This is a genomic window from Streptomyces sp. CB01881, from assembly GCF_002953255.1.
Lineage (GTDB): Bacteria > Actinomycetota > Actinomycetes > Streptomycetales > Streptomycetaceae > Kitasatospora.
Window position 1 is genome coordinate 664032 of sequence record NZ_CP026498.1, and the last position, 24084, is coordinate 688115.

General features: G+C 74.4%; 23 protein-coding genes and 2 pseudogenes. 13 read left to right on the forward strand and 12 right to left on the reverse strand.

The annotated features are described in order from the left end of the window. Positions 1 to 252 precede the first annotated feature (252 nt). The 5 genes from C2142_RS03170 (at position 253) to C2142_RS03190 (ending at position 5252) form a co-directional block, all read left to right on the forward strand. Positions 253 to 696, forward strand: a complete 444-nt coding sequence (locus tag C2142_RS03170; RefSeq protein WP_148640969.1) for an Rrf2 family transcriptional regulator — start codon at positions 253 to 255, stop codon at positions 694 to 696. A gap of 110 nt (positions 697 to 806) precedes the next feature. Then, positions 807 to 2021: a globin domain-containing protein gene (locus C2142_RS03175; RefSeq protein ID WP_148640970.1), complete on the forward strand. Its 1215-nt coding sequence runs from the start codon at positions 807 to 809 to the stop codon at positions 2019 to 2021. A gap of 245 nt (positions 2022 to 2266) precedes the next feature. After that, a complete protein-coding gene (locus C2142_RS03180; RefSeq protein WP_148640971.1) occupies positions 2267 to 3028 on the forward strand; it encodes a (Fe-S)-binding protein in 762 nt (253 codons plus the stop codon). 74 nt (positions 3029 to 3102) lie between these two features. Beyond that, positions 3103 to 4563: a lactate utilization protein B gene (locus tag C2142_RS03185; protein WP_148642149.1), complete on the forward strand. Its 1461-nt coding sequence runs from the start codon at positions 3103 to 3105 to the stop codon at positions 4561 to 4563. After that, a complete protein-coding gene (locus C2142_RS03190; protein WP_148640972.1) occupies positions 4560 to 5252 on the forward strand; it encodes an LUD domain-containing protein in 693 nt (230 codons plus the stop codon). The genes C2142_RS03185 and C2142_RS03190 overlap by 4 nt, the downstream gene beginning before the upstream one ends. Positions 5253 to 5270: 18 nt before the next feature. Here C2142_RS03190 and ddaH read toward each other — a convergent pair whose 3' ends face one another. Next, entirely contained in the window at positions 5271 to 6098 is an 828-nt protein-coding gene (gene ddaH, locus C2142_RS03195) for a dimethylargininase (RefSeq protein WP_194235751.1), read from the reverse strand. Between the two features lie 279 nt (positions 6099 to 6377). On the opposite strand from ddaH, the gene C2142_RS03200 reads away from it, so the two are divergent. Then, the gene (locus C2142_RS03200) at positions 6378 to 7160 is read left to right on the forward strand and encodes an SGNH/GDSL hydrolase family protein (protein WP_148640973.1); all 783 of its coding nucleotides are present in this window, start codon (positions 6378 to 6380) and stop codon (positions 7158 to 7160) included. A 7-nt stretch (positions 7161 to 7167) separates the two neighbouring features. On the opposite strand, the gene C2142_RS03205 is transcribed toward C2142_RS03200, so the two are convergent. Continuing rightward, the gene (locus tag C2142_RS03205) at positions 7168 to 7596 is read right to left on the reverse strand and encodes a DUF2809 domain-containing protein (RefSeq protein ID WP_148640974.1); all 429 of its coding nucleotides are present in this window, start codon (positions 7594 to 7596) and stop codon (positions 7168 to 7170) included. Between the two features lie 226 nt (positions 7597 to 7822). Here C2142_RS03205 and C2142_RS03210 point away from each other — a divergent pair, with 226 nt between their 5' ends. Beyond that, positions 7823 to 9274, forward strand: coding sequence for a DUF2252 domain-containing protein (locus C2142_RS03210; protein ID WP_241003106.1), 1452 nt, complete (start codon positions 7823 to 7825; stop codon positions 9272 to 9274). A gap of 7 nt (positions 9275 to 9281) precedes the next feature. Here C2142_RS03210 and C2142_RS03215 read toward each other — a convergent pair whose 3' ends face one another. The 3 genes from C2142_RS03215 to C2142_RS03225 form a co-directional block, all read right to left on the reverse strand. Continuing rightward, positions 9282 to 9980, reverse strand: a complete 699-nt coding sequence (locus C2142_RS03215; protein ID WP_148640976.1) for an alpha/beta fold hydrolase — start codon at positions 9978 to 9980, stop codon at positions 9282 to 9284. Between the two features lie 75 nt (positions 9981 to 10055). Further along, positions 10056 to 11588 (reverse strand): MFS transporter, encoded by a 1533-nt coding sequence (locus tag C2142_RS03220; protein WP_241002345.1) that lies wholly within the window; start codon positions 11586 to 11588, stop codon positions 10056 to 10058. Then, entirely contained in the window at positions 11585 to 12148 is a 564-nt protein-coding gene (locus tag C2142_RS03225; RefSeq protein WP_148640977.1) for an XRE family transcriptional regulator, read from the reverse strand. Before C2142_RS03225 ends, C2142_RS03220 begins: the two co-directional genes overlap by 4 nt. 318 nt (positions 12149 to 12466) lie before the next feature. Between C2142_RS03225 and C2142_RS03230 the strand changes: the two genes are divergently transcribed. Next, positions 12467 to 12874 (forward strand): YciI family protein, encoded by a 408-nt coding sequence (locus tag C2142_RS03230; protein ID WP_148640978.1) that lies wholly within the window; start codon positions 12467 to 12469, stop codon positions 12872 to 12874. Between the two features lie 8 nt (positions 12875 to 12882). Further along, on the forward strand, positions 12883 to 14028 hold the full coding sequence (locus C2142_RS03235) for a DUF6596 domain-containing protein (RefSeq protein WP_148642152.1): 1146 nt from the start codon (positions 12883 to 12885) through the stop codon (positions 14026 to 14028). 216 nt (positions 14029 to 14244) lie between these two features. Here C2142_RS03235 and C2142_RS41905 read toward each other — a convergent pair. Continuing rightward, positions 14245 to 15000 (reverse strand): annotated as a pseudogene (locus tag C2142_RS41905) (CHAT domain-containing protein); the annotation flags it as partial. Between the two features lie 897 nt (positions 15001 to 15897). After that, on the reverse strand, positions 15898 to 16527 hold the full coding sequence (locus C2142_RS03240) for a class I SAM-dependent methyltransferase (RefSeq protein ID WP_148640980.1): 630 nt from the start codon (positions 16525 to 16527) through the stop codon (positions 15898 to 15900). Between the two features lie 35 nt (positions 16528 to 16562). Here C2142_RS03240 and C2142_RS39230 point away from each other — a divergent pair. The 4 genes and pseudogenes from C2142_RS39230 to C2142_RS03255 all read left to right on the forward strand — a co-directional run. Next, positions 16563 to 16760: pseudogene (locus tag C2142_RS39230) on the forward strand (transposase); the annotation flags it as partial. Positions 16761 to 16791: 31 nt separating this feature from the next. Beyond that, on the forward strand, positions 16792 to 17004 hold the full coding sequence (locus C2142_RS39235) for a hypothetical protein (protein ID WP_241003353.1): 213 nt from the start codon (positions 16792 to 16794) through the stop codon (positions 17002 to 17004). 84 nt (positions 17005 to 17088) lie between these two features. Further along, positions 17089 to 18384, forward strand: coding sequence for a DUF5685 family protein (locus tag C2142_RS03250; RefSeq protein ID WP_148640981.1), 1296 nt, complete (start codon positions 17089 to 17091; stop codon positions 18382 to 18384). Positions 18385 to 18590: 206 nt separating this feature from the next. Continuing rightward, complete coding sequence (locus C2142_RS03255; protein WP_148640982.1) at positions 18591 to 19838, forward strand: alpha/beta hydrolase; 1248 nt, start codon at positions 18591 to 18593, stop codon at positions 19836 to 19838. Between the two features lie 61 nt (positions 19839 to 19899). On the opposite strand, the gene C2142_RS03260 is transcribed toward C2142_RS03255, so the two are convergent. The 5 genes from C2142_RS03260 to C2142_RS03280 form a co-directional block, all read right to left on the reverse strand. Next, positions 19900 to 21060, reverse strand: coding sequence for an RNA-guided endonuclease TnpB family protein (locus C2142_RS03260; RefSeq protein ID WP_148640983.1), 1161 nt, complete (start codon positions 21058 to 21060; stop codon positions 19900 to 19902). A 303-nt stretch (positions 21061 to 21363) separates the two neighbouring features. Continuing rightward, positions 21364 to 21519 carry a hypothetical protein gene (locus tag C2142_RS03265; protein ID WP_153882750.1) on the reverse strand — a complete coding sequence of 52 codons (156 nt, stop codon included), beginning with the start codon at positions 21517 to 21519 and terminating at the stop codon, positions 21364 to 21366. A gap of 363 nt (positions 21520 to 21882) precedes the next feature. After that, entirely contained in the window at positions 21883 to 22284 is a 402-nt protein-coding gene (locus C2142_RS03270; protein WP_148640984.1) for a TIGR03618 family F420-dependent PPOX class oxidoreductase, read from the reverse strand. Between the two features lie 68 nt (positions 22285 to 22352). Further along, a complete protein-coding gene (locus C2142_RS03275) occupies positions 22353 to 22994 on the reverse strand; it encodes an MBL fold metallo-hydrolase (protein ID WP_148640985.1) in 642 nt (213 codons plus the stop codon). Beyond that, a complete protein-coding gene (locus C2142_RS03280) occupies positions 22991 to 24076 on the reverse strand; it encodes an S-(hydroxymethyl)mycothiol dehydrogenase (RefSeq protein ID WP_148640986.1) in 1086 nt (361 codons plus the stop codon). Before C2142_RS03280 ends, C2142_RS03275 begins: the two co-directional genes overlap by 4 nt. Between the last annotated feature and the right edge of the window lie 8 nt (positions 24077 to 24084).

Here is a 24084-nt window from a genome sequence, read left to right on the forward strand (position 1 = left end):
GCCATCATGCCACCCGCAGGGCGGGTGCCCGGCCCCGGGGTGCGGGCATCCGTCAGGGACATGACGCATCGTCACGGCCGGGACGCCGCAGGGCACCGGGAACCGGCCGGGCCGCCCCGGAGAAGCAGCCGACCTGGCGTCGGGTAAGTCGAACGCCGCGCTCCCCCGGTAAGGGTTCGAGCTCCACCGCCGCCCGGCTCCGGACCGGCAGGCAAATTGGATTCCTGGAGTCGTATTAGATAGCCTTCGAACGTGAGGCTGACCAAGAGCACCGACATCGCCCTCCGCATCGCCATGCGGCTGGCCGTCCTCGACGAGGGCGCCAACCCGACCACCCGCGAGGTGGCCGAGGCCGTCGGCGTGCCGTACACGCACGCGGCCAAGGTGGTCAGCCGGCTCCAGCACCTCGGCGTGGTGGAGGCCCGGCGCGGGCGCGGCGGGGGCCTGGTCCTCACCTTCGCCGGCCGGACCGGCTCGCTCGGGCTGCTGCTGCGCGAGCTGGAGGGCGTCGGTGACGTGGTCGGATGCGAGGACGAGCCGCCGTGCCCGCTGCGGTCCGCCTGCCGGCTGCGCGGGGCGCTGCGCACCGCGCAGGAGGCGTTCTTCGCGACGCTCGACCCGCTCTGCATCGGCGACCTGGTCGCCTCCCCCACCGGACCGGTCCTGCTGAGCCTCACCGGCAGGCCCGCCGACTGACACACCCGTTCCGACCGGCACACCCACCCCACCCGAACCGCCAAAGCCCGGAGCCGGGGCCTCGCACGCCCAAAAATACGACTCTCAGATACCAATTTGGAGCGAACCCGATGCTGTCCGCCAAGTCCGCCGAGGTCGTCGAAGCCACCCTGCCCGTCGTGGGCGGTGCCATCGGCGAGATCACGCCGCTGTTCTACAAGAAGCTCTTCGCCGCCCACCCGGCGCTGCTGCGTGACCAGTTCAACCGGGGCAACCAGGCCAACCAGAGCCAGCAGCAGGCACTGGCCGGCTCGATCGCCGCGTTCGCCTCGGCCCTGATCGCCCACCCCGACCAGCGGCCGGACGCCATGCTCGCCCGGATCGCCCACAAGCACGTCTCGGTCGGCATCAGCAACGAGCAGTACCGGGTCGTCCACGAGCACCTGTTCGCCGCCATCGTCGAGGTGCTGGGCGAGGCCGTGACGCCCGAGGTGGCCGCCGCCTGGGACGAGGTCTACTGGCTGATGGCCAACGCGCTGATCGCCGTCGAGGACCGCCTGCGCGCCGGGTCCGCCGCCGCACAGGGCGGTGCCCCGGCCGCGCTGTGGCGCCCGTACACCGTGGTCGCCCGCTACCAGGAGACCGACGACGTGACCACGTTCCTGGTCCGTCCGGCCGACGGCGGCCCGGTGCCGCCCTCCCGCCCCGGCCAGTACGTCTCGGTGCGCGCCACCATGGCGGACGGCGCCCGGCAGATCCGCCAGTACAGCCTCTCCGGGAACCCGGACGGCGCGCTCCAGTTCACCGTCAAGCGGGCGACCGCCGCAGCCGCCGGCGGGCCGGTCGGCGAGGTCTCCACCCACCTGCACGACCACGTGCACGCCGGGGACGTCCTCGACATCGCCCCGCCGCTCGGCGACGTCGCGCTCGCGGACGCCGACGGGCCGGTGCTGCTCGCCTCGGCCGGCATCGGCAACACCCCGATGACGGCCATGCTCTCCCACCTCGCCGCCACCGGTTCCACCCGGACGGTGATCTCCGTCCACGGCGACCGCGACCAGCTCTCGCACGCCTTCCGCTCCGACCTCGGCCAGCTCACCGCCAAGCTGGCGAACGCCACCGCCCACGTCTTCTACGAGCAGCCGCTCGGCGACTGGCCGCAGGAGCGCACCGGCCTCGTCGACCTCTCGACGGTGCCGGTCCCGGCCGGGACCACCGCGTACCTGTGCGGCCCGCTGCCCTTCCTGCGCTCGGTGCGGGAGCAGCTGCTCACCGCGGGCGTCCCGGCGGCGTCGATCCACTACGAGGTCTTCGGTCCCGACCTCTGGCTCGGCCAGGACGCCTGACCGGCCGGGTCGCTTGACCGGCCCGGGCGCCTGAACGGCCGGGAAGGTCCGAACGGCCGCGGGTGTGCGCGTGCAGGCGGGTGGCGGCCCGCCTGCACACGCACGCGCACCCGCCCGTCCGCGCGCACACCCGCGCACCCGGCGCGGCACCCTCCCGCCCGCCCGGCCCGCTCGGTAGCATCGCTGCCGCACGATCACCGGCGGGCCGGCCGACGGCTCCCCGACCACCGGCGCAGGGAGGGGCGATGCGGGTCGCGCTCTTCGCCACCTGCGTGAACGACGCGCTGTACCCGTCCACGGCGATCGCCACCGTCCGGCTGCTGGAGCGGCTCGGGGTGGACGTCGACTTCCCGGCCGCGCAGAGCTGTTGCGGGCAGCCGCAGTTCAACACCGGCTACCGGCGGGCCTGCGAGCCGCTGGTCCGGCGGACGGCGCGCGCGTTCGCCGGCTACGACCACGTGGTGACGCCGTCCGGCTCCTGCGTGGCGATGGTCCGTGACAACTACCCGCGGATCGGGGCCAGGGCCGCCGCCGAGGGCCGTGGCGCCGGCCTCGCCGACCTGGTCGGGCAACTCGTGCCACGTGTGTACGAGTTGACCGAGTTCCTGACCGATGTGCTGGGCGTCGAGGATGTCGGCGCCTCCTTCCCGCACACGGTGACCTACCACCCCTCCTGTCACGGGCTGCGGGTGCTCGGCCTCGGCGAGCGGCCCCGCCGGCTGCTCCGGGCGGTCCGCGGGCTGGAGCTGGTGGAGCTCCCGGGAGCCGAGGAGTGCTGCGGCTTCGGGGGCACCTTCGCGGTGAAGAACCCGGCCGTCTCGGCGGCGATGGGCGAGGACAAGGTGCGCAGCGCCCTCTCCACCGGCGCCCGGGTGCTCTGCGGCGCCGACAACTCCTGTCTTCTGCACCTCGGCGGGATGCTGCGCCGCCGGGGCGACGCGTTGCGCCCGTTGCACCTCGCCGAGATCCTGGCGAGCACCGAGGCCGAACCCTGGAGGCCGAGTTGAGCCGCCCCGCCTTCCTCGGCCTGCCCTCGTTCCCGGGCAGGCACGCCCGCAACGCACCCGCCCCGGGCGGCGTCGTGACGGGCGGCACCGGAACGGTCGGCGCCGCACCGGGCGGCGCCGTCACGGGCGAGCCGTTCCCGGAGGCCGCCGCCCGCGCCACCCGGGACACGACGCTGCGCGCCAACCTGCGGCACGCCACCCACACCATCCGCGACAAGCGGGCCCGCGCGGTGGCCGAGCTCCCGGACTGGGCCGGGCTGCGTGCGGCCGGCAAGGCGATCAAGGACCACACGCTGCGCCATCTCGACCGCTACCTCGTCCAGTTGGAGGAGGCCGTGACGGCGGCCGGCGGCACCGTGCACTGGGCCGCCGACGCGGACGAGGCCAACGCGATCGTCACCCGGCTGGTCCGCGCGGTCGTCGGTCCCGACGCCGGCGAGGCCGAGGTGGTCAAGGTCAAGTCGATGGCCACCCAGGAGATCGGGCTGAACGAGGCGCTCGCCGCCGCGGGCATCACCGCGTACGAGACCGACCTCGCCGAGCTGATCGTGCAGCTGGGCGACGACCGGCCCTCGCACATCCTCGTCCCGGCGATCCACCGCAACCGCGCCGAGATCCGGGAGATCTTCGCCGGGCGGATGGCCTCGTGGGGGCGGCCGGCGCCCGAGGGACTGATCGACGAGCCCGCCGAACTCGCCGAGGCGGCCCGGCTGCACCTGCGCGAGAAGTTCCTCCGCGCCCGGGTCGCCGTCTCCGGCGCCAACTTCATGGTCGCCGAGACCGGCACGCTGGTGATCGTGGAGTCCGAGGGCAACGGCCGGATGTGCCTCACCCTGCCGCGCACCCTGATCTCCGTCGTCGGCATCGAGAAGGTGGTGCCGACCTGGCGGGACCTGGAGGTCTTCCTGCAGCTCCTGCCGCGCTCCTCCACCGCCGAGCGGATGAACCCGTACACCTCGTTCTGGACCGGGGTCACCCCGGGCGACGGCCCGTCGGAGTTCCACCTCGTGCTGCTCGACAACGGGCGGACGGCCACCCTCGCCGACGAGGTCGGCCGCCAGGCGCTGCGCTGCATCCGCTGCTCGGCCTGCCTCAACGTCTGCCCGGTCTACGAGCGGGCCGGCGGGCACGCGTACGGCTCGGTGTACCCGGGGCCGATCGGCGCCATCCTGACGCCCCAACTACGCGGCGTCACCGGCCCGGTGGAGGCCTCGCTGCCGTTCGCCTCCTCGCTCTGCGGGGCCTGCTACGAGGTCTGCCCGGTGGCGATCGACATCCCCGAGGTCCTGGTCCACCTGCGCGAGCGCGTCGCGGCGCAACGCGGGCACCGGCTGGAGCGGGCGGCCGTCGCGGCGGCCGGCTACGTGCTCGACCACCCGGAACTGCTCCGCGCGGCCGAGCGCGCGGCGGCCCGGACCAGGCGCTTCCACCCGCGCCGCCTGCCCGGACCGGGCCGGGCCTGGACGGACACCCGGGACCTCCCGGAGCCGCCGCCCGAACCCTTCCGCGACTGGTGGCGGAGGAACCGCCGATGACGACGCACCGCCCTCCGGGCTCCCGCGAGCTCGTCCTCGGCCGGATCCGCGCCGCGCTCGGCACCGGCCGTCCGGCGACGGGCGACCGGTACGCCGCGCCGGCCCCGGACGAACAGCCGCTACCCCGCGACTACTTGGCGAGCCACGCGCCGGCGGACGACCCGGCGGCCCTGCTCGACCTGCTGCACCACAACCTCGCCGACTACCGCGCCGAGGTCCACCGCTGCCCGTCCGCCGGGCTGCCCGCCCTCGTCGCCGCGCTCCTCGCCGCGCGCGGCTCGCGCAGCGTCGCCGTCCCGGCCGACCTGCCGCCGGCCTGGCTCTCCGCGGCGACGGCGGTCGAGGCGCGACCGGACGACGGCACCCTCACCGCGGCCCGGCTGGACCGGACGGACAGCGTGCTGACCGGCTGCGCCCTGGCCATTGCCGAGACCGGGACCCTGGTCCTGGACGCGGGCCCGGCCCAGGGCCGCCGCCTGCTGACCCTCGTCCCCGACCACCACATCTGCGTCGTCCTGGCACCCGGGCAGGTGGTCGCCTCCGTCCCGCTCGCCCTCCCCCGGCTCGACCCCGCCCGCCCGCAGACCTGGATCTCCGGCCCGTCCGCCACCAGCGACATCGAACTCGACCGGGTCGAGGGCGTGCACGGCCCGCGCACCCTGGAGGTCGTGCTGGTCACTCCGGACTGACGCCACCGCGCCGCCCGCTCAGGCCGGGCGCAGCTCCAGCGTGCAGCACTTCGCCCCGCCGCCGCCCTTGAGCAGCTCGGAGACGTCCACCGGAACCGGCTCGTAGCCCTGCTCGGCCAGCCGGCCGGCCAGCGCCTTGGCGGTCTCCGGCAGCAGGACGTGCCTGCCGTCCGAGACGGCGTTGAGGCCGAACACCTCGGCGTCGGCGCGGTCGGCGAGGATCGCGTCCGGGTAGAGGCTGCGCAGCAGCGCCTGGCTGTCCGGCGAGAAGGCCGCGGGGTAGTACATGACGTGGTCGTCGTCGAGGACGGCGAGCGCGGTGTCCAGGTGGTAGTACCGCGGGTCGACCAGGGTCAGGCCGAGCACCTGCACGCCGAACAGCGCCCGTGCCTCGGCGTGCGCGGCCGGGTCGGTGCGGAACCCCGTCCCGGCGAGCACCCGGCGGCCGGCCACCAGGTGGTCGCCCTCGCCCTCGTTGACGTGGCCGGCCCGGCGGACCTCCCGGTACCCGCGGGCCCGGAACCACTCCTGGTAGGCGTCCGACTCGGCCGCCCGTTCGGGGTGACGGAAGGTGGCGACCAGCGCCCGGCCGTTCAGCACGGTGGCGCCGTTGGCGGTGTAGACCATGTCGGGCAGGCCGGGCAGCGGGTCGATCAGCTCGACGGTGTGGCCGAGGCGCAGGTACAGCGCGCGCAGGCGCTCCCACTGGCGGAGGGCGAGCGCGGTGTCGGTCGGGCGCGCCGGGTCCATCCACGGGTTGATGGCGTAGTCGACGGTGAAGTGCGTCGGCCGGCACATCAGGTAGCGCCGCGGCCTGGCGGTGCGCTCCGGGGTTCGGTTCGGCATGCGGCAACCTCCGCCGTCCGGGGTTCGGGGCCGGCAGCGGCACGGGTCGTGCGAGCGCTGCCCAGAGGGCGGCTGCCCGGCCCGCGCGGTTCGCACACGCGCGCGGGCGCCCCCGGCCGACGCAGGCCCCCGCGCACCCGGCGCGGCACCCGGCGCACGACGGCGCGCCGCGCGCCCCGCACACCGCCGGTCCGCCCGCCCCTACGTGGCCGATCTCACGTACCGGTAAGGGCCACCTACGGTGGCGTAGGTCACTTGAGACGGTGAACTATCTACTTCATGCCGAACCTCCAGGAGACCCTTGACCTCAGTTCGTACGCCGCCCTCGGGGACAGCTTCACCGAGGGCCTGAACGACCCGGGAGCGGACGGCGCCTTCGCCGGCTGGGCGGACCGGCTGGCCGGTCTCCTCGCCGACGGACGGCCGCCGGGCGCGTTCCGGTACGCCAACCTCGCGGTGCGCGGCCGGCTGCTCGACCAGATCGCCGCCGAACAGGTGCCGGAGGTCCGGCGCATCCAGCCCGACCTGGTCACCTTCTGCGCCGGCGGCAACGACATCCTGCGCCCGGGCAGCGACCCGGACGAGGTGGCCGAGCGCTTCGAGGCGGCCGTCGCCCAACTCACCGAGTTCGCCGGGACGGTGCTGATCTGCACCGGCTTCGACACCCGCGGCGTGCCGCTGCTGAAGCACCTGCGCGGCAAGATCGCCACGTACAACGGCCACATGCGGGCCGTCGCCGACCGCAACGGCTGCAAGGTCGCCGACCTCTGGTCGCTGCGCGCGGTGCAGGACCGCCGGGCGTGGAGCGACGACCGGCTCCACCTCTCCCCCGAGGGGCACCAGCGGGTCGCCCTGCTGGCCGCCCGTTCGCTGGGCCTGCGCACCGAGCAGGACCCGGAGGCGCCGTGGCCGGCCCTCCCCGTCCAGTCGGCCGCCGACCACCGCCGGGAGAACCTCCAGTGGGCGCGCGAGTTCCTGGTGCCGTGGGTCGGCCGGCGGCTGCGCGGCGAGTCCTCCGGCGACAACGTCGAGGCCAAGCGGCCCGAGCTGACGCCGCTCTGACGAAGCCTCAGTGCCGTGACGGCGCGGGCCCCTTGCGAGAACCGCAGGGGCCCGCGCCGGGCTGACGGACCAGTCCGACCAGCCGGACCGCACCCGCGTGCACCACGGCGGCCAGCGCGGCGCCGACGACGTACCAGAGCAGGTCCGGCGCGTTGAACGTGGAGCCGAGGACCAGCCTGGCGAGCGTGCTGCGGCGGCCCAGTTCGTCGGGCACGCCGGTCAGCTGGAACAGTTCGACCGCCCAGCTCAGCCCGGCGGCCAGCCCCGCCGCGGGCAGCGGCCGCAGCCGCGGCGCCACGAGCAGCACCAGCGCGTACACCAGCACGGTGTACAGCGCGTCCCCCGCGCACTTGGCGAACTCCCCGCCGGCCACCGCCCGTACGCCGAGCCCGGCCGCCACCGTCAGGACCGCCGCCACCGCGGCCGCGATGCGCACGGTCCGCCTCCCCCGAAGATCATTCACACCGGCCACCCTAAGCGCCCGGCGTCGAGGCGCGTGTCCCGGAACCGCCGCCGCCCGCCCGGCGTCCCTCCCTCCCGACGGGTCGGTCCGGACGCCGGACCGGTGGCCCGGTACCCTGCTGGCCGGCCCGCCGAAGGGCCGGGTCCGCGCAGGTCGCGGACGGGAACGACAGAAGGACGGGGCGGGCGCAGTGACGCAGCTGACCGAAACGGTGGAGGGGTCCGGCCTGCGGGCGGACGCAGGAGAGGACGGCCGGGGGCCGGGGCGCCGGTTCGCCGTGGACGGGTTCGCGCCGCGCCACGACGGCCGCTCCCGCGAGCGCGGCAAGGCGCTGCGCGGGCGCACCCCGCGCGAGCGGCACGCCGAGCTGGCCCTCGCCGGCGACCGGCCGACCGCCGTCGAGGCGATCGAGGCCTCCAACGCCGGCCGCCTCACCGACCTGGTGCCGATCCGGCTCGGCCGGATGGCGGCCACCCCGTTCGCGTTCCTGCGCGGCTCGGCCGGCCTGATGGCCGCCGACCTCGCGACCACCCCGGCCACCGGGATCACCGCCCAGCTCTGCGGTGACGCGCACGCCGCCAACTTCGGCCTCTACGGCGACGCCCGCGGCCGGCTGGTCATGGACATCAACGACTTCGACGAGACCGTGCCCGGCCCGTGGGAGTGGGACCTCAAGCGGCTCGCCGCCAGCCTGGTGCTGGCCGGCCGGGAGATCGGCGCCGACGAGACGACCGCCCGCCGGGCCGCCTTCGACGCGGCCGGCTCGTACCGGCGGACCATGCGCACGCTGGCCAAGCTGCCCGTGCTGGACGCCTGGAACGCCGTCGCCGACGACCAGCTGGTCTCCTTCGCCCAGGCGCACGACCTGGCCGAGGCGCTCCAGAAGGTCGGTGCCAAGGCCCTCGGCAACACCGGCGCCAGGTTCGCCGCCAAGTCGACCGTCCGCACGGAGGACGGCGGGTGGCGGTTCACGGCCGCTCCCCCGGTGCTCAGCGAGGTGCCGGACGCGACGGCCGGCGCGGTGGCCGCGTCGCTCGGCCCGTACGTGCGGACGGTACCCGCCGAACTGCACCCGCTGCTCTCCCGCTACCAGGTGCAGGACGTGGCGTTCCGCGTCGTCGGCACCGGCAGCGTCGGCACCCGTTCGTACGTCGTCCTGCTCACCGACCACCGCGAGCAGGCGCTCGTGCTCCAGGTGAAGGAGGCGCGCCCGTCGGTGCTGCTGCCCCACCTGGCCCGCGCGGGCTTCCCGGTCACGGAGCCGGCCCAGGACGCCCACGAAGGCCGCCGGGTGGTGCTCGGCCAGAAGCGCATGCAGGTGGTCAGCGACACCCTGCTCGGCTGGACCACGGTGGACAAACTGCCCTACCAGGTCCGGCAGTTCCGCAACCGCAAGGGCAGCGTGGACCCGGCGGCACTGCTCCCCGGCCAGCTCGACGACTACGCGCGGATCACCGGCGCCCTGCTGGCCCGGGCCCACGCGCACACCGCCGACCCCGGCCTCATCACCGGCTACTGCGGCAAGAACGAGGCGCTGGACGAGGCGGTCGCCGCCTTCGCGGTGGCGTACGCGGACCGCACCGAGGCGGACCACGCCGACCTGCTCGCCGCCATACGGGCGGGCCGGCTCCCGGCCGAGCACGGCGTCTGACGGCCGGTCACCGCGGGCCGGCGGGGTCCAGGAACGGCGCGACCGCCGCGACGAACTCCGCCGGCCGGGCGCGGTGCACCAGGTGCCCGGCCCCGATGGTGACCACCTGGCAGTCCGGGATCCGCTCGGCCATCTCCGCGATCCGGTCCTGCGGCACGTGGCTGGCCGGGCCGCCCGCCACCACCAGGGTGGGCGCCGTGATGGCCGCCATCCGCTCCAGCCAGACCGGCTCCGGGGTGTCGATCTGCCGCTTGACCGCCTGAACCACCGCCCAGTCGAAGTCCACCGGCCCGTCGGGCGCCGCGGCCACCGGGGCCGCCGGCCGCGGGTGGGGGGCCGGGACGTCCTCCAGCACCAGCCGGCCGATCCGCCCGGGGTGCTCCTGCGCGAGCAGGTAGGCCACCACGCCGCCCATCGAGTGGCCGGCCAGGTCGACCCGGTCCAGCCCCAGCGCGTCCAGGAAGCCCAGGACGTCGTCCCGCATGAGCTCCAGGCCGTACCGGCCGGGCCGGCCGCTGTCGCCGTGGCCGCGCAGATCGAGCGCGTGGACGTGGTGGTGCGGCGCGAGGCCGGGCAGGACCACGTCCCAGTCGGCGGCCCGCTCGCCGAGCGCGTGCAGCAGCACCAGCGGCGGGCCGCCGGGCCTGCCGCTCTCCCGGCAGGCGAGGGCGACGTCCGGCAGCTCCACGATCCGATGCGCAGTCATAGCGGTCACCGTATGCCGCAGCCGCCACCCGCGGACGATCCGTTCGCCCAGCGCTCAACGACCCGCCGCCGCGCGCTACTGCTGCGCCCGCGCCCCGGTCGGCCCGGGCCCGACCGCGGCCTCACGGTCACCCCGCGCCCCCGGACCGGCCTCGGCACCGGCATCGGCCTCGGCCTCCCGGCCCGCCCCCGCCCGGCCCGCGCACACCGACGCCAGCACCGCCAGCCCGGCCACCGCCGCACAGACCGCACTCGCGTACGTGTACGCCGCCCGGTGCCCGCCGCCGCCCCCGGTGGCGCGCAGGTAGACGCCGGAGAGCGCCGAGATGGACACCGCCGCCGCGATCCGCTGCGCCATCTGCAGGATCGCCCCGCTCACCCCGGCCGCCTCGGCGGGCGCGTGGCGCAGCACGTACGCCTGGTTGGTCGCCCCCATCACGCCCACGGCGGCGCCCCCGGCCAGTTGCAGCGCGGCCAGCAGCCACGGCAGCGCACCGGCCGGCCCCCAGTGCACGACCAGCCCGCCGGCGAGCATCACCAGGGCCGAACCGGTCATGCCCGCGGTGACGGTCCGGCGGCCGAAGCGCTGCACCACCCGCCAGGCGAGCGCGGAGGCGACCCCCATCGACACCGCCGAGGGCAGCGAGACCAGCGCCGCGCCCATCGGGGAGAGCCCGAGGCCGTCCTGCAGGAACATCGCCAGCACCAGCCCGGCCGCGAGCGAGGAGCCGAACTGCGCCATCGCCACCGCCGTCCCCAGCGCGTAGGGCGCGGACCGGGTGAGCGCCGGGTGGATCAGCGGGTGGCCGCCGGCCCGGGCGTAGCGACGCTGCCACCCGACGAGCATGCCGAGCAGCAGGCAGTCACCGGCCGCGAAGGCCAGCCAGCCGGCCCAGCCGGGCGGCTGGACGAAGGGCAGCATCAGCGTCAGGGTCAGCGCGCCGACCAGCAGCAGCCCGACCAGGTCGAGGTCGGCGTGCCGGGCGCTCGGGCGCGGCCGTGGCAGGTGGCGGGCGGCCAGGACGACGGTCGCCAGCCCGAAGGGCACGTTGAGCAGGAACGTCAGCCGCCAGCCGTGCTCCGGCCCGAACGCGGCCAGCACCGCACCGCCGACCGGCGGCCCGAGTGCGAAGGCGAGCCCGCCGGTGACGGCGTACATGCCGAGCGCCCGCGCCCGCAGCTGGCCGCTGAAGACGTCCTGGATCGTGCCGATCATCTGCGAGTTGACCAGTCCGGCCCCCGCGCCCTGGAGCAGCCGCGCCGCGACCAGGACCCACGGTTCGGTGGCGGTCGCCGAGAGCAGGCTCACGGCGGTGAACAGCGCAAGACCGGTGACGAAGAACCACTTGCGGCCCCGGACGTCCCCGAGCCGCCCGCCGGGCACCAGCGCCAGCCCGAAGGCGAGCGAGTAGCCGGCCACGATCCACTGCAGGTGGGCCGGCTGGGCGTGCAGGCTCTCGCGCAGGGCGGGGATCGAGGTGTTGAGCACGGACTGGTCGAGCAGCGTGGTGAACCCGCCCGCGACGCAGACCAGCAGGACCCGGCGCCCCGCCGCGTCGAACCGCTCCCGGGGCGCCTCGGCTATCGGGCCGGCGGAGGACCGCTTCACGGTGCCACCACCACCAGCACGTACCTGGCCTCTTCGGGGCCCGGACACCGGAAGCGGGTGCTCTCGGCGACGAAGCGCAGGCAGTCACCGGCTGCGAGGAGTTGCGGCTCCCCGTCGACGGTCAGCTCCAGGCCGCCCGCCGTCAACCACAGGTGGTGCTCCAGCCCGGGCACGGACGGCCGGTCGTACGCGATGTCGGCCCCCGCCGGCAGTCGGCCCTCGATGACCTCGGCCCGCAGCGAGCCGTGCGGCGGCGACACCGCCCGTCGGACGAACCCGGTCTCCTCGTCGCGCCAGACCGCCTGGTCCGCGGCCCGCACCAACCGCGCCGGCGCCGGCTCGACCTCGGCCAGCAGCCGCGACATCGTCCGCCCGTACACCGCGCAGAGCCGCCCCAGCAGCGCCGCCGTCGGGCTCACCTCCGCCCGCTCCACCCGCGACAGCGTCGACCGGCTCACCTCCGCCCGCCGCGCCAACTCCTCCAACGTCCACCCGCGTTCGAGCCGCAGCTCGGCGAGGCGCGAAGCCAGTCGCTCGTCGGCGACCGTGTCGATTCCCATATTCGCGATGCTATCCCGGATGTGGGACCGGACGGCCGGACCCGACAGCCGGGGCGGGGCCGAACCGGTCCTGGCCGGGGCGGGGCGGGCCAGTCGTGGCCGGGGCGGGGCGGGCCAGTCGTGGCCGGGACGGGGGCGGGGGCAGCCGGCGTCGACCCCGCCGGCCGGGCGGTCGTGGGGGCACCCTCGGCCCGGTGCACCCGCGCGTCGACGATCGCCGGAAGAATTCCCGGACGAGGATGTCGAGAACCCGTGGGCGGCTCCGTCCCAGGGGTGGAAGCGGCCAGAACGGGCCGCACGACACCGAGGAGAAACACGATGGCCAAGTACCTGCTGCTGAAGCACTACCGCGGCGCCCCGGCCCCGGTCAACGACGTGCCCATGGACCGGTGGACGCCGGAGGAGATCTCGGCACACATGCAGTACATGAACGACTTCGCGGCCCGGCTGGAGGGGACCGGCGAGTTCGTCGACGGTCAGGCGCTCGCCCCCGAGGGCACCTGGGTCAGGTACGACGGCGAGGGCCGCCCGCCGGTCACCGACGGCCCCTTCGCCGAGACCAAGGACCTCATCGCCGGCTGGATGGTGATCGACGTCGACGGCTACGAGCGCGCCGTCGAGCTGGCCGGGGAACTGTCGGCCGCGCCCGGAGCGGGCGGGAAGCCGATCCACGAGTGGCTCGAACTGCGCCCGTTCCTGACCGCGCCGCCCACCATCACGGAGTGACCCCAGCCATGAACGAGGCCCTGCTCCGGAGCCTCACACCGAGCGTGCTCGGAATCCTCGTCCGCCGCGGAGCCGACTTCGCGGCGGCCGAGGACGCCGTGCAGGACGCGCTGGTGGAGGCGGTCCGCGTCTGGCCCGCCGACCCGCCGCGGGACCCGAAGGGCTGGCTGGTCACCGTGGCGTGGCGCAGGTTCCTCGACGCGACCCGCGCGGACGCCGCCCGCCGCCGACGGGAGGACCTCGTCGACGAGGAGCCGCCGCCCGGGCCCGCCCCCGCGGTGGACGACACGCTCCAGCTCTACTTCCTGTGCGCCCACCCGTCGCTGACGCCGTCGTCCGCGGTCGCGCTCACGCTGCGCGCCGTGGGCGGGCTGACCACCCGCCAGATCGCCCGGGCCTACCTGGTGCCCGAGGCCACCATGGCGCAGCGCATCAGCCGGGCCAAACGCACCGTCTCCGGCGTGCGCTTCGAACGGCCCGGCGACGTCGCCACCGTGCTGCGCGTCCTCTACCTGGTCTTCAACGAGGGCTACGGCGGCGACGTCGACCTCGCCGTCGAGGCCATCCGGCTCACCCGGCAGCTCGCGGCCGCGATCGACCACCCCGAGGTGGCGGGGCTGCTCGCCCTCATGCTGCTCCACCACGCCCGGCGCGCGGCCCGGACCGCACCCGACGGCAGCCTGGTGCCGCTCGCCGAGCAGGACCGCACCCGGTGGGACACCGCGTCGATCGCCGAGGGCGTCGGGATCCTCCAGGCGGCCCTCGCCCGCGACCGGCTGGGCGAGTTCCAGGCCCAGGCCGCCATCGCGGCCCTCCACGCGGATGCGCCGACCGCCGGGGAGACCGACTGGGTGCAGATCGTCGAGTGGTACGACGAGCTCGCCGGCCTGACCGACAGCCCGGTCGTCCGGCTCAATCGCGCGGTCGCCGTCGGTGAGGCCGACGGCCCGCGCGCCGGCCTGGCCGAACTCGCCGCACTGGACGACTCACTGCCCCGCCACACCGCGGTGGCGGCGTACCTCCACGAGCGCGACGGCGACCTGGCGACGGCGGCGCGGCTGTACGCCGAGGCGGCCCGCAAGGCACCCGACCTCGCCGAACGCGACCACCTGACGCGCCAGGCCGCCCGACTCAACACCCGCCTGCGCCGCTGACGGACCGCCCGCAGATCCTCCGTGGTGCGACGGTCCGGCAGCGCGGGCACCACCTTGCCCGGCTCGATCCGCTCCGGTGGCTCGGTCTCCCAGCACCCGTGCTGGAGGTAGTGGTCGGTCAGGATCAGCGGCAGGTCGCTGTTGTTGGTCAGGACCACCGAGGTGCTGCGGAAATCCGCCACGACAAGGGCGGAGGCCGGCGCCGGGGCCGGTGAGGACCGTGGAGTCCTGGTGAGCCCTGGCGGCAGCCGCCACCTCGCAGGCGACCAGCGGAAGTTCGGGCCCCGTCACGGGCGTGGGTTCGGCGACGGCGAGCAGCCGGCCGAGGCCGAGACGGCCGTCGCGGGCGAGGCTGTCGCGCAACTGCCGGGCGGCGAGCAGCGCCTGGGCACTCGGTGCGTAGGCGATCGTGGTCAGGTCCAGCAGGTGCCGTCGCGCGTCGTCCGGGCCGACGGGCTCCCAGGCCGCGTGCAGCGGGAGCAGACCGAGCCGGCCGCACGGGACGAGGACAGCCTGCCGGGGCCTGATGGCGGCGTACAACGGTGCAACGACGATCTCCCACAGACGGCGGCAGACCCGGTCGAGGGTCTCCCGCCACCGGCCGGGGTCGGCCGCCCGCTCGGCCTTTGCCGACAGGTACTCGGCGACCAGGCCGTCCACCGCCGCCTCGGTCAGCAACGGCAGGTCGACACCGGCCCGGTACGGGCCGTCCGCGATCAGCGCGGTACCGCCGACCAAGGCCGGCGCCAGGTAGACGATCGGAGCGTCCGAGGCGGCCGCGGACACGGTGGCTGGCCCGGACTGCCGCAGGAAGTCCTGGTGGCCGGGCAGGTCGCGGACGGCGTCGATCGCTTCGTCGAGTTCGCGCTTGGCGGCGCGGCGGTGCGCCGCGGCTTCTTCGTCCAGGCCCAGTTCCGTGCGGAAGTCGGTCCCCGGCAAACCAAGTTGGTCGTATGTCACGCCACTCCCCACCCGGTGACGACGGTGCGGGGAAACCCGCAACCTCCCGTGCGGACGAGAGTAGCAACGAACCCAGCGGCCCGAGCGGGATCAGTACGGAAGCTTCGTGCGGTGCGGGCGAACCGCGTTGCGGTGCACGGCATCAACGCCGGGCCCGACCGATCGCGAGGGCCTGGTCGTCTCCCTTCGAGATTCGCGACCTGCTTGACGCGGTGCATTCCGAAGCTCGTTGACGGGGCGTCTGATTCCTTCACGGAGCCACGTCCCGGCGTACCTTCATCGCCGCGCGGCCGGAAGCGCGTGAGTTCGCAGATTCCTGGACGCCCCTGATGGGGACCCCCACGGGGGTGGCTGCCTTCTTCGACGTCCAGCGGCGGGTTCCATACGGTGCCAGCATCATACGGCGAATCCCTGTTCTCCTTCATGCAGGAGGACAGGGCTTCGCGTCAGTTGAATCGATCGAGCTGCTGAAGGAGTCAGGCGCAGCTCATGTCGACCGGAGCGGCATCCGGACCGATCCGGGTGCAGGTGTGCTGCGGGGCTTTCAGGTCGGAGACAGAGCCTTGCCAGACGGTGGCCTGCCAGAGGGCCTCCAGCCCACCGGAATTCTCCTTGAGGCGCGGATAGCGCAGGACTTCCCAGGAAGGGAACCTGTCCTTTTGCGCCCTGCTGTCGAAGCCGGTGAATTTCCCCCGGAGAGCGAGGCGTTGACGCCGCATGCGACAGCAGGGATGAGCGCGATCAGCGGGCCGGACGCCGGCTGTGGATCAGTCACAACGAGACCCCGGGGGAACGCCGGCCTTGGAGTGAGGCATTTGGGGGTGTTCCGTGCAGGCTGGTGGAGGGACGCCGGGATGTGTCGGCAGCCGGGGGCGCGTCGACCGCCCGGCGGGCACAGTCGGACAGGACCTACGAACGGCGGGCCAGCAGGTGGGCGTCGAGGAAGCCCCGTTCGGAGGCCGGGTCGTGGAGCAGGCGGGCGAAGGGAACGAGCCCGGCGTCGGCCAGCAGTCTGGCGAGGCGGTCCACCGGCCAGCTGTAGGCAGGCGTCACTTTGTGGTCGAATCGGACCGGCTCCGGTCCGTCGGCCCCGAAGAATGAGACCAGGAGCAGGCCGCCCGGTGCCAGGACGCGCACCTGCTCGGTGAGCAGCTCCGGCAGTTCCCCCGGCGGGGTGTGGATCATCGAGTAGTGGGCCAGCACGCCACCGAGCGCGCCGTCCTCGACCGGCAGGGACTCCATCCGCGCCTCCTGGAAGCGCAGCGCCGGATGGGCCCGCCGGGCGTGGTCGACCATGCCCGGGGAGAGGTCGAGCCCGAAGGCGTCCAGGCCCAGTTCGTGCAGCATGGCTGTCAGATGTCCGGGCCCGCACCCGACGTCCGCCGCCCGCGGGTTGCCCGTCGCGCGCACCAGTTCGGCGAAGGTGCCGATCATGGCCCGGGCGAACGGCCGCCCCTCCAGCCGGTCTGCGAACAGCGACGCGTACAGCTCGACGACCCCGTCGTAGGCCGCCCTGGTCTCGTCCTGATGATCCGCCACAGGAAGGACTCTAGGCCGGTCCGACAATTGATCTCGTGGCAGGTCGAGGTGAGGTGACGGACGCGGCGCGGGAGCGGATTGAGCCCCTGTTGCCACAGGTGGATGGGTGTGGCCGTCCGTGGCGTGACCACCGGCAGGTGGTCAACGGGGTGCTGCGGCGGCTGCGGACGGGGGCTCCGTGGCGCGACCTCCCTGAGCGGTACGGGCCGTGGCAGACCGTCGACGAGCGGTTCGCCCGCCCGCTGGGAGGCGGACGGCACCTGGGTGAGGCTGCCGGAGCCCGCCCGGGTCCGCGACGACACCGTGGGCCGGGTGGACTGGACCGTCGCCGTCGACTCCACGATCGATCGCGCCCACTGGCACGCCGCCGGCGCCCGAAAAAGGTGCCCCTACTGCCGAGGAGCCGGCGTCCCGACCACGGCGCAGCGCCCGCGCTCCGCCCCCGCCCCCTCCCCCGGCGGCGGACGTGCCCCGTGACATCGCCCGCCCCAGGCCCCCGCTGACCAGTCATATGATGTCCGCGACCAGGGCCGATCACGGCCCGTGCAGGCTGGGGGGATCATGTTCGGCATCATCAGGCCGTGTCGGCACCGGCTGTCCGAGCGGTTGCAGGCGTCGTGGATGGCGCACCTGTGCGGGCTCTGCCTCGCTCTTCGGGACGACCACGGCCAGCTGGCCCGGACCGCGACCAACTACGACGGTCTGATCATCTCGGTGCTGGTCGAGGCACAGAGCGCGAAGGACGACACCTCCGGCCGCCGCACCGCCGGGCCCTGCCCGCTGCGGGGGATGCGGACCGCCTCGGTCGCCAAGGGCGAGGGGGCGCGGCTGGCGGCGGCCGTCTCACTGACGCTCGCCTCGGTGAAGATCCGCGACCACGTCGAGGACGGGGACGGCGTGTTCGCGCGCCGGCCGGTCGCGGCCGGGGCGCGCGCCGTGACCAGGCTCTGGGACCGCAGGAGCGCGGGCAGCGCCTCGGTGGTCGGCTTCGACACCGCCGTGCTGCTCGACGCCGCCGCCCGTCAGGGCGAGTTGGAGCGCGGGCTGGAACCGGGCGGCTCCGTGCTGCTGGTCACCGAGCCCACCGAGAGCGCCACGTCGGCCGCCTTCGCGCACACCGCCGCACTGTCCGGACGGCCCGGCAACGCGGCGCCACTGGCCGAGGCGGGGCGGCTGTTCGGCCGGCTCGCCCACCTGCTGGACGCCGCCGAGGACCAGGCCGAGGACGCCGCCGCCGGCGCCTGGAACCCGCTCACCGCGACCGGCACCGACCGGGCCGAGGCAGAACGCCTCTGCCGGGACGCCGTCCACGGCATCCGGCTCGCCCTGCGCGAGGTCGAGCTGACCGACCGGGCGCTGGTCCACGTCCTGCTCGCGCACGAGACCGAGCGCGCGGTCGAGCGCGTCTTCGGCCCGGCCGCGCACACCGCCACCTGCAAGACCCGGACGGCGCCCGACGGGGACACCGCCACCGCCCCGGCCGGCTCCAACCCCTACCAGTCGCCGCCCCGGCACGACCCGAACCAGGCGCCGCCGGCCGGTCCGGGCGCACCTGTCCCGCCGTGGGTGCCGCAGGGGCCGGGCTTCTCCCCGCCCGGCACCCCGCCCCCGCACCGCCGCAACCTGCTGGCCGGCTGCGCGGTCTGGGCACTGATGGCCTGCTCGTGCCAGCTGATGTGCTGCGACCACAACGACCCGTTCTCGCGCGAGCACCGGCCCGGCTGGTGCGCCCGGCAGAACTGCGACTGCGGCTGCGGGGACTGCTTCCAGTGCTGCCAGTGCTGCGGGGACGACGGCTGCTGCGACGGCTGTGACTGCGGCTGCGACGGATGCGACTGCGGCGGCTGCAACTGCTGAACCCCGGCCTGCGGGCGCACCGGCGCGCATTCCCGGAACCACCCCCGGGAACACCCTGGGTTTCAAGGGAAACTGACACGACCACAGGTGGAGGCGGGCCCGTCCGAGTGGCGAGCCCGCCCGCGTGGCGGCTCCTGCCTGCGGTGGACGACGGTTCCACCACAGGCAGGACGCGGAGCCGGGCGCATGCGATCTAACGTGGCGTCATGTCGAGAACTCCCCGGCACCACACCGCCGTCACCCGTGTCGTCACCGGTGTCGCCAGCCGTTCCGCACCGCTGACCGTCTTGTTCGCGCTGCTCTGCCTCGTGGCGCCGCAAGCCGCCGTGGCCACCCCCGGCCCGGCCACCGCCGGCCTCTCCCCTCCCCAGGTCGCAGAGGCGCCACAGGTGCCGACGCCCACCGTCCGGCGGCCGGTCGGCACCGCCTCGCTGCACTTGGTGGACGCGGGCCGGCGTGATCCGTGGCGGGCCGACGCCGCCACCCGCGAGCTAATGGCGACGCTCTGGTACCCGGCGCTGTCCGGGCGCGGCGAGCGGGCCCCGTACATGTCGGCGGAGCTGTCCACCGTGCTGTTCGGCGGCCCGGAGCCGAGCCGGGTGCGCACGGGTTCGCTGGTCGGCGTGCCCCCGGTACCCGGGCCCCACCCGCTGATCGTGCTCTCACCCGGCTTCGGCTTGAGCCGCACCTCGCTCACCGCCCTCGCCGAGGACCTCGCCGCCCGTGGCTACGCGGTGGCGGCGCTCGACCACACCTACGAGACGGCGGTGCAGTTCCCGGACGGCCGGGTGGAGCGCTGCCTGATCTGCGACCGGGTGGACGACCGGCGGGCGGCGGAGGTCACCCTCAGCCGGGCGAAGGACATCCGGTTCCTGATCGACCGGTTGACCGCCGGGCCTGGCGCCGGGCCTGGCGCGGAACCTGGCGCCGGGCCGGTCCGCGGGTTCCGGATCGACCGGTCCCGGATCGGCGTGGCCGGGCATTCGCTCGGCGGGGCGAGCGCGATCGAGGCGATGCACGAGGACGGGCGGATCCGTGCCGCCGCCAACCTCGACGGCGACTTCTTCGTCCCGCCGCCCGACGACGGCCTCGCCCGCCCGGTGCTGCTGCTCGGCGCCCAGCGCGGTGGCGACTCCCCGTCCACGGCCGACTGGGAGCGGACGTGGAAGCACCTGACCGGCTGGAAGCGCTGGCTCGACCTCCCCGAGGGCGGCCACATGACCTTCTGCGACCTGCACTGGCTGGTGGACGCGTTCGGGGTCCGCGACCAGGTGCCGCCGGACGTCGCGCGGGAACAGTACGGCACCATCAAGGGCGCGCGCGGGCTCGTCGCCACCCGGGCCTACCTCGGGGCGTTCTTCGACCGGCACCTGCTCGGCCGCCCGGGCCAGCTGCTGGACCGCCCGTCTGCGGCCTACCCGGAGGTGAGCCTCGTCAACTTAACCCGGCCCTGAAGGACCGGGCTTGTGGGTAGGGCGCGGCTGGCTGTCGCGTGGCCTCCCACGTCTGAGCCACCTATCGGGTGGCTGGGACGCGTGACTCACGCCCCGCGGTCCACACGGCTTCGCCCTTGCGTGCGATGTTGTGGGACGCGTTGTGGTCCGCGTGCAGCATGACGCCGCAGGCGCGGCATGCGAACGTGGCCTGGTCTGCACGGTTCTTCCGGTCGATGTGGTGGCATGCGGAGCATTCCTGGCTGGTGTACGCCGGGTCGACGTACACCAGCGGGACCCCGGCCCGTTTCGCCTTGTACTCCACGAAGGCGGCGAGCTGGTGGAAGCTCCACGAGTGCAGTTGTTGCCGCTGGTCCTTGCGGAGCCGTACCCGGCCGCGGATGCCCGTGAGGTCTTCCAGGGCGATCCCCGCGCCGGTGCGTTCAGCGGTGGTGACGATGGTCTTGGAGACGATGTGGTTGACGTTGGCGGTGTGCCGGGCCTCCTTGCGGGAGCGCTTCTTCAGCAGACGCTTCGCGGACCTGGTGCCCTTGGCCTGGAGTTTGCGTCGTAGGTCGCGCTGTCGTCTGCGGTGCCGGTTCAGGCCGCGCCCGGCGGCCCGGTAGCCGGTCGAGGTGGTGGCGATGTTGGCGATGCCGAGGTCCACCCCGATGAAGGAGGCCGGGTCCTCGTCGACCGGTTTCCCGGGAACGTCGCAGGTGGCGATCAGGTAGAACACGCCGTCGCGTTCGATCAGGTCGGACTCGCCCCGGCGGTGGTCGCGCAGCATCGTGAGCGCGTCCGCCGAGCACGCGAAGCGCACGTTCTTCAGCCGGCCGCCGGTGGTCCAGATGCTGACGGTCTGCCGGTCCGGCTGCCAGGACAGGCAGCGGTCGTCGTACGGCTGCGCGGCCTGCGCCCGGAATGTGACCGGTTTGGACTCCGCCCTGCGGCGGCGCCCGGATCCGGGCCTGCCGAGGTTCCCGGCGCGGATGTTCGCCTTCAACGCGGTGTAGGCGTCGCGGACCTTCTTGATGGTCTGCTGGGCGGCCTGGGCTCCCAGTCCGCGCGCTTTCAACTCGGCGTAGGTGTGCTTGCGCAGCTCGTACTCGCGTGGGACTCCGCGTTCGAACGCCACGGCGGACACCCAGTTCGCCGCCTCGTTGACCGTGCGCAGGGTGGAGCGCAAGGCGGACGCCGCGTCGGCGTCCGGCAGCAGCTTGAGCTGCACCACGAGCTTCACGGCGGGAACCGTAACAGCCGCCTCTGACACGCGGCCCTCCAGCTTTCCGCAGTGCTGCTGCAACGCTCCGCGTCGCTGGGTTCGGGATGCGATTCCTCCCAGCCGTGAACGGCCGGGGTCCCTCGCACGACCACGCTGAAGTAGCCGACGCCGTCGTCCGGCTCGGCCCGGTACGGCCCCGGACCGGACGAAACCTCACCGCCGCCGACCCACGCCCCCGGCTCCGGCGCCGCCGGGCCGCGCTCCCACAACGGCAGCACCTCGACCCGCCGCCCCGCACCGGCGGCTCTCGCCGGTTCGTCCTCAGGCATCGGAGCCCGTCTCCGCCGCCCGCCGGTCGGCGACCAGCGAGCTCTCCAGACGGGCCAGCAACACCCGGAACCGCTCCGTGTCCTGCTCCGTCATCCGCCCCTCGGGCAGCACCCGTACGCCCCGCGTCTCGGTCGTTCCCTCGTTCATGCCCCCGACGTTAGGCCCTGCCGATCAACGCCCGATAAACAACCTCCCCGCCGCCCCGCCCCCACCCCGCCCGAGCCTTCGTCACCGAGGAGCCGCAGGTCACGCGATACCGGTAGGCCGGACGCGCGGCTGAACAATCGGTTGACCAAAGCCGTCTTCCCCATGGCAAGCCCCGGGAGTCGACGCGGTCTGGCCGTGACACCGGCCGTGGCTCCTCGTGTCCCACGGCCTGGCCGGTGGCTGGTGGGTGACCACGGTGGTCGTCGTCGCCCGCCTCCGTGGAGGGGCTGGTCGTCGCCCCTCCCCCGCCGACGCCGGGACGCCTACTTCGGGACGTCCTCCCGCCGGCTTCCGCGGAAGGCCTCAGGCCCGGCCCAGCACCCGGTCGACCGTGATCTCGATGACCACCCGGTCCGGGTTCACCCGCGGTTCGCGGTAGCGCTCGGTGTAGCGCCGGACGGCCTCGGCCACCGCCTCCGGCTCGTCCCGCACGACGGCGACGCCCTCCAGCGTCGACCAGCGGGCGCGGTCCACCTGGCAGACCGCCACCCGCATGCCGGCCGGTCCGGCCGCCAGGACGTTGCGCACCTTGCGGCTGGTCCTGCTGCTGATCACGCGTGCGGTCCCGGTCTCCGGCTGGTACGTCACCCCGACCGGCACCACGTGCGGTGAGCCGTCCGGCCGCTGCGTGGTCAGCGTGGAGATGTGCCGCTCCTGCCAGAAGGCTAGGAACGCGTCGTCGAGTTCGCGCGGATCATGGGCCATGCCCGCGATCGTACGACGCCCGGCCCGGTGCGCGGGCACCGGGCCGGGCGTCCGCCGGCGTCACGGCGTCAGTGGCCGCGCGCGATCCACTCGGGCAGTGCGGGGGCCTCGGCACCGATGGTGGTCGGGTCGCCGTGCCCGGTGCGGACCGTCGTCTCCGGCGGGAGGGAGAGCAGCCGGTCCCGGATCGAGTCGATGATCGTCGGGAAGTGCGAGAACGACCGGCCGGTGGCGCCGGGGCCGCCCTGGAACAGGGTGTCGCCGGTGAAGACCGTCCCGAGGTCGGGCGCATGGAGGCAGACCGCGCCCGGCGCGTGGCCGGGGGTGTGCAGCACGGTCAGCGCGGTGCCCGCCACCTCGATCCGCTCGCCGTCGGCGAGTTCGCCGTCCGGCAGCCGGTCGGGGTGGGTGAGCTTCCACAGCGGAAGGTCGTCCGGGTGCAGCAGGATCGGCGCACCGGTGCGGGCCGCGAGCGCCGGGGCCGCGTCGATGTGGTCGTTGTGCGCGTGGGTGCAGACGATCGCCACCAGCCGGCGCCCGCCGAGCGCCGCCTCGATGGCCGCGGCGTCGTGGGCCGCGTCGATCACCACGGCCTCGGTGTCGTCGCCGACGATCCAGACGTTGTTCTCCACCTCCCAGCTGCCGCCGTCGAGGTCGAAGGTTCCGGCGGTGACCAGCCGGTCGATCCGGGCGGTGCCTCCCGTGCTCACAGGACCACCACCGAGCGCAGCACGTCACCCTCGTGCATGCGCGTGAACGCCTGCTCCACGGCGTCGAGCTCGATGGTCTCGGTGACGAAGGCACCGAGGTCCAGGCGGCCCTGGAGGTAGAGGTCGATCAGCATCGGGAAGTCCCGCGAGGGCAGGCAGTCGCCGTACCAGGAGGACTTCAGCGCGCCGCCGCGGCCGAACACGTCGAGCAGCGGCAGCTCCAGCTTCATCTCCGGCGTCGGCACGCCGACCAGGACGACGGTACCGGCCAGGTCGCGGGCGTAGAAGGCCTGCTGGTAGGTCTCCGGGCGGCCGACCGCCTCCACGACCACGTCCGCGCCGTTGCCGTCGGTCAGCTCGCGGATCGCCTCGACCGGGTCGGTGGTGCGGGAGTTGACGGTGTGCGTGGCGCCGAGCTTCTGCGCGGTGGCGAGCTTGCGGTCGTCGATGTCCACCGCGATGATCTTCGCAGCACCGGCCAGCCTGGAGCCGAGCACCGCCGCGCCGCCGACACCGCCACAGCCGATCACCGCGACCGAGTCCCCGCGGCCGACGTTGCCGGTGTTGATCGCGGCGCCGATGCCCGCCATCACACCGCAGCCCAGCAGGCCCGCGACGGCCGGCTCGGCCGCCGGGTCGACCTTGGTGCACTGGCCGGCCGCGACCAGGGTCTTCTCCGCGAACGCACCGATCCCCAGCGCCGGGGACAGCTCGGTGCCGTCCAGCAGGGTCATCTTCTGCTTGGCGTTGTGGGTGTTGAAACAGTACTGCGGGCGCCCGCGCTTGCAGGAGCGGCACTGGCCGCAGACCGCACGCCAGTTGAGGACCACGAAGTCACCGGGCTCGACCTCGGTGACACCGGCGCCGACCGACTCCACGATGCCCGCGGCCTCGTGGCCGAGCAGGAACGGGAACTCGTCGTTGATGCCGCCCTCACGGTAGTGGAGGTCGGTGTGGCAGACGCCGCAGGCCTGGATCCGGACCACCGCCTCGCCCGGCCCGGGGTCGGGCACGACGATCGTCGTCACCTCCACGGGCGCACCCTTGGCACGCGCGATGACTGCCTTGACCTGCTGGGCCATCCGATTCC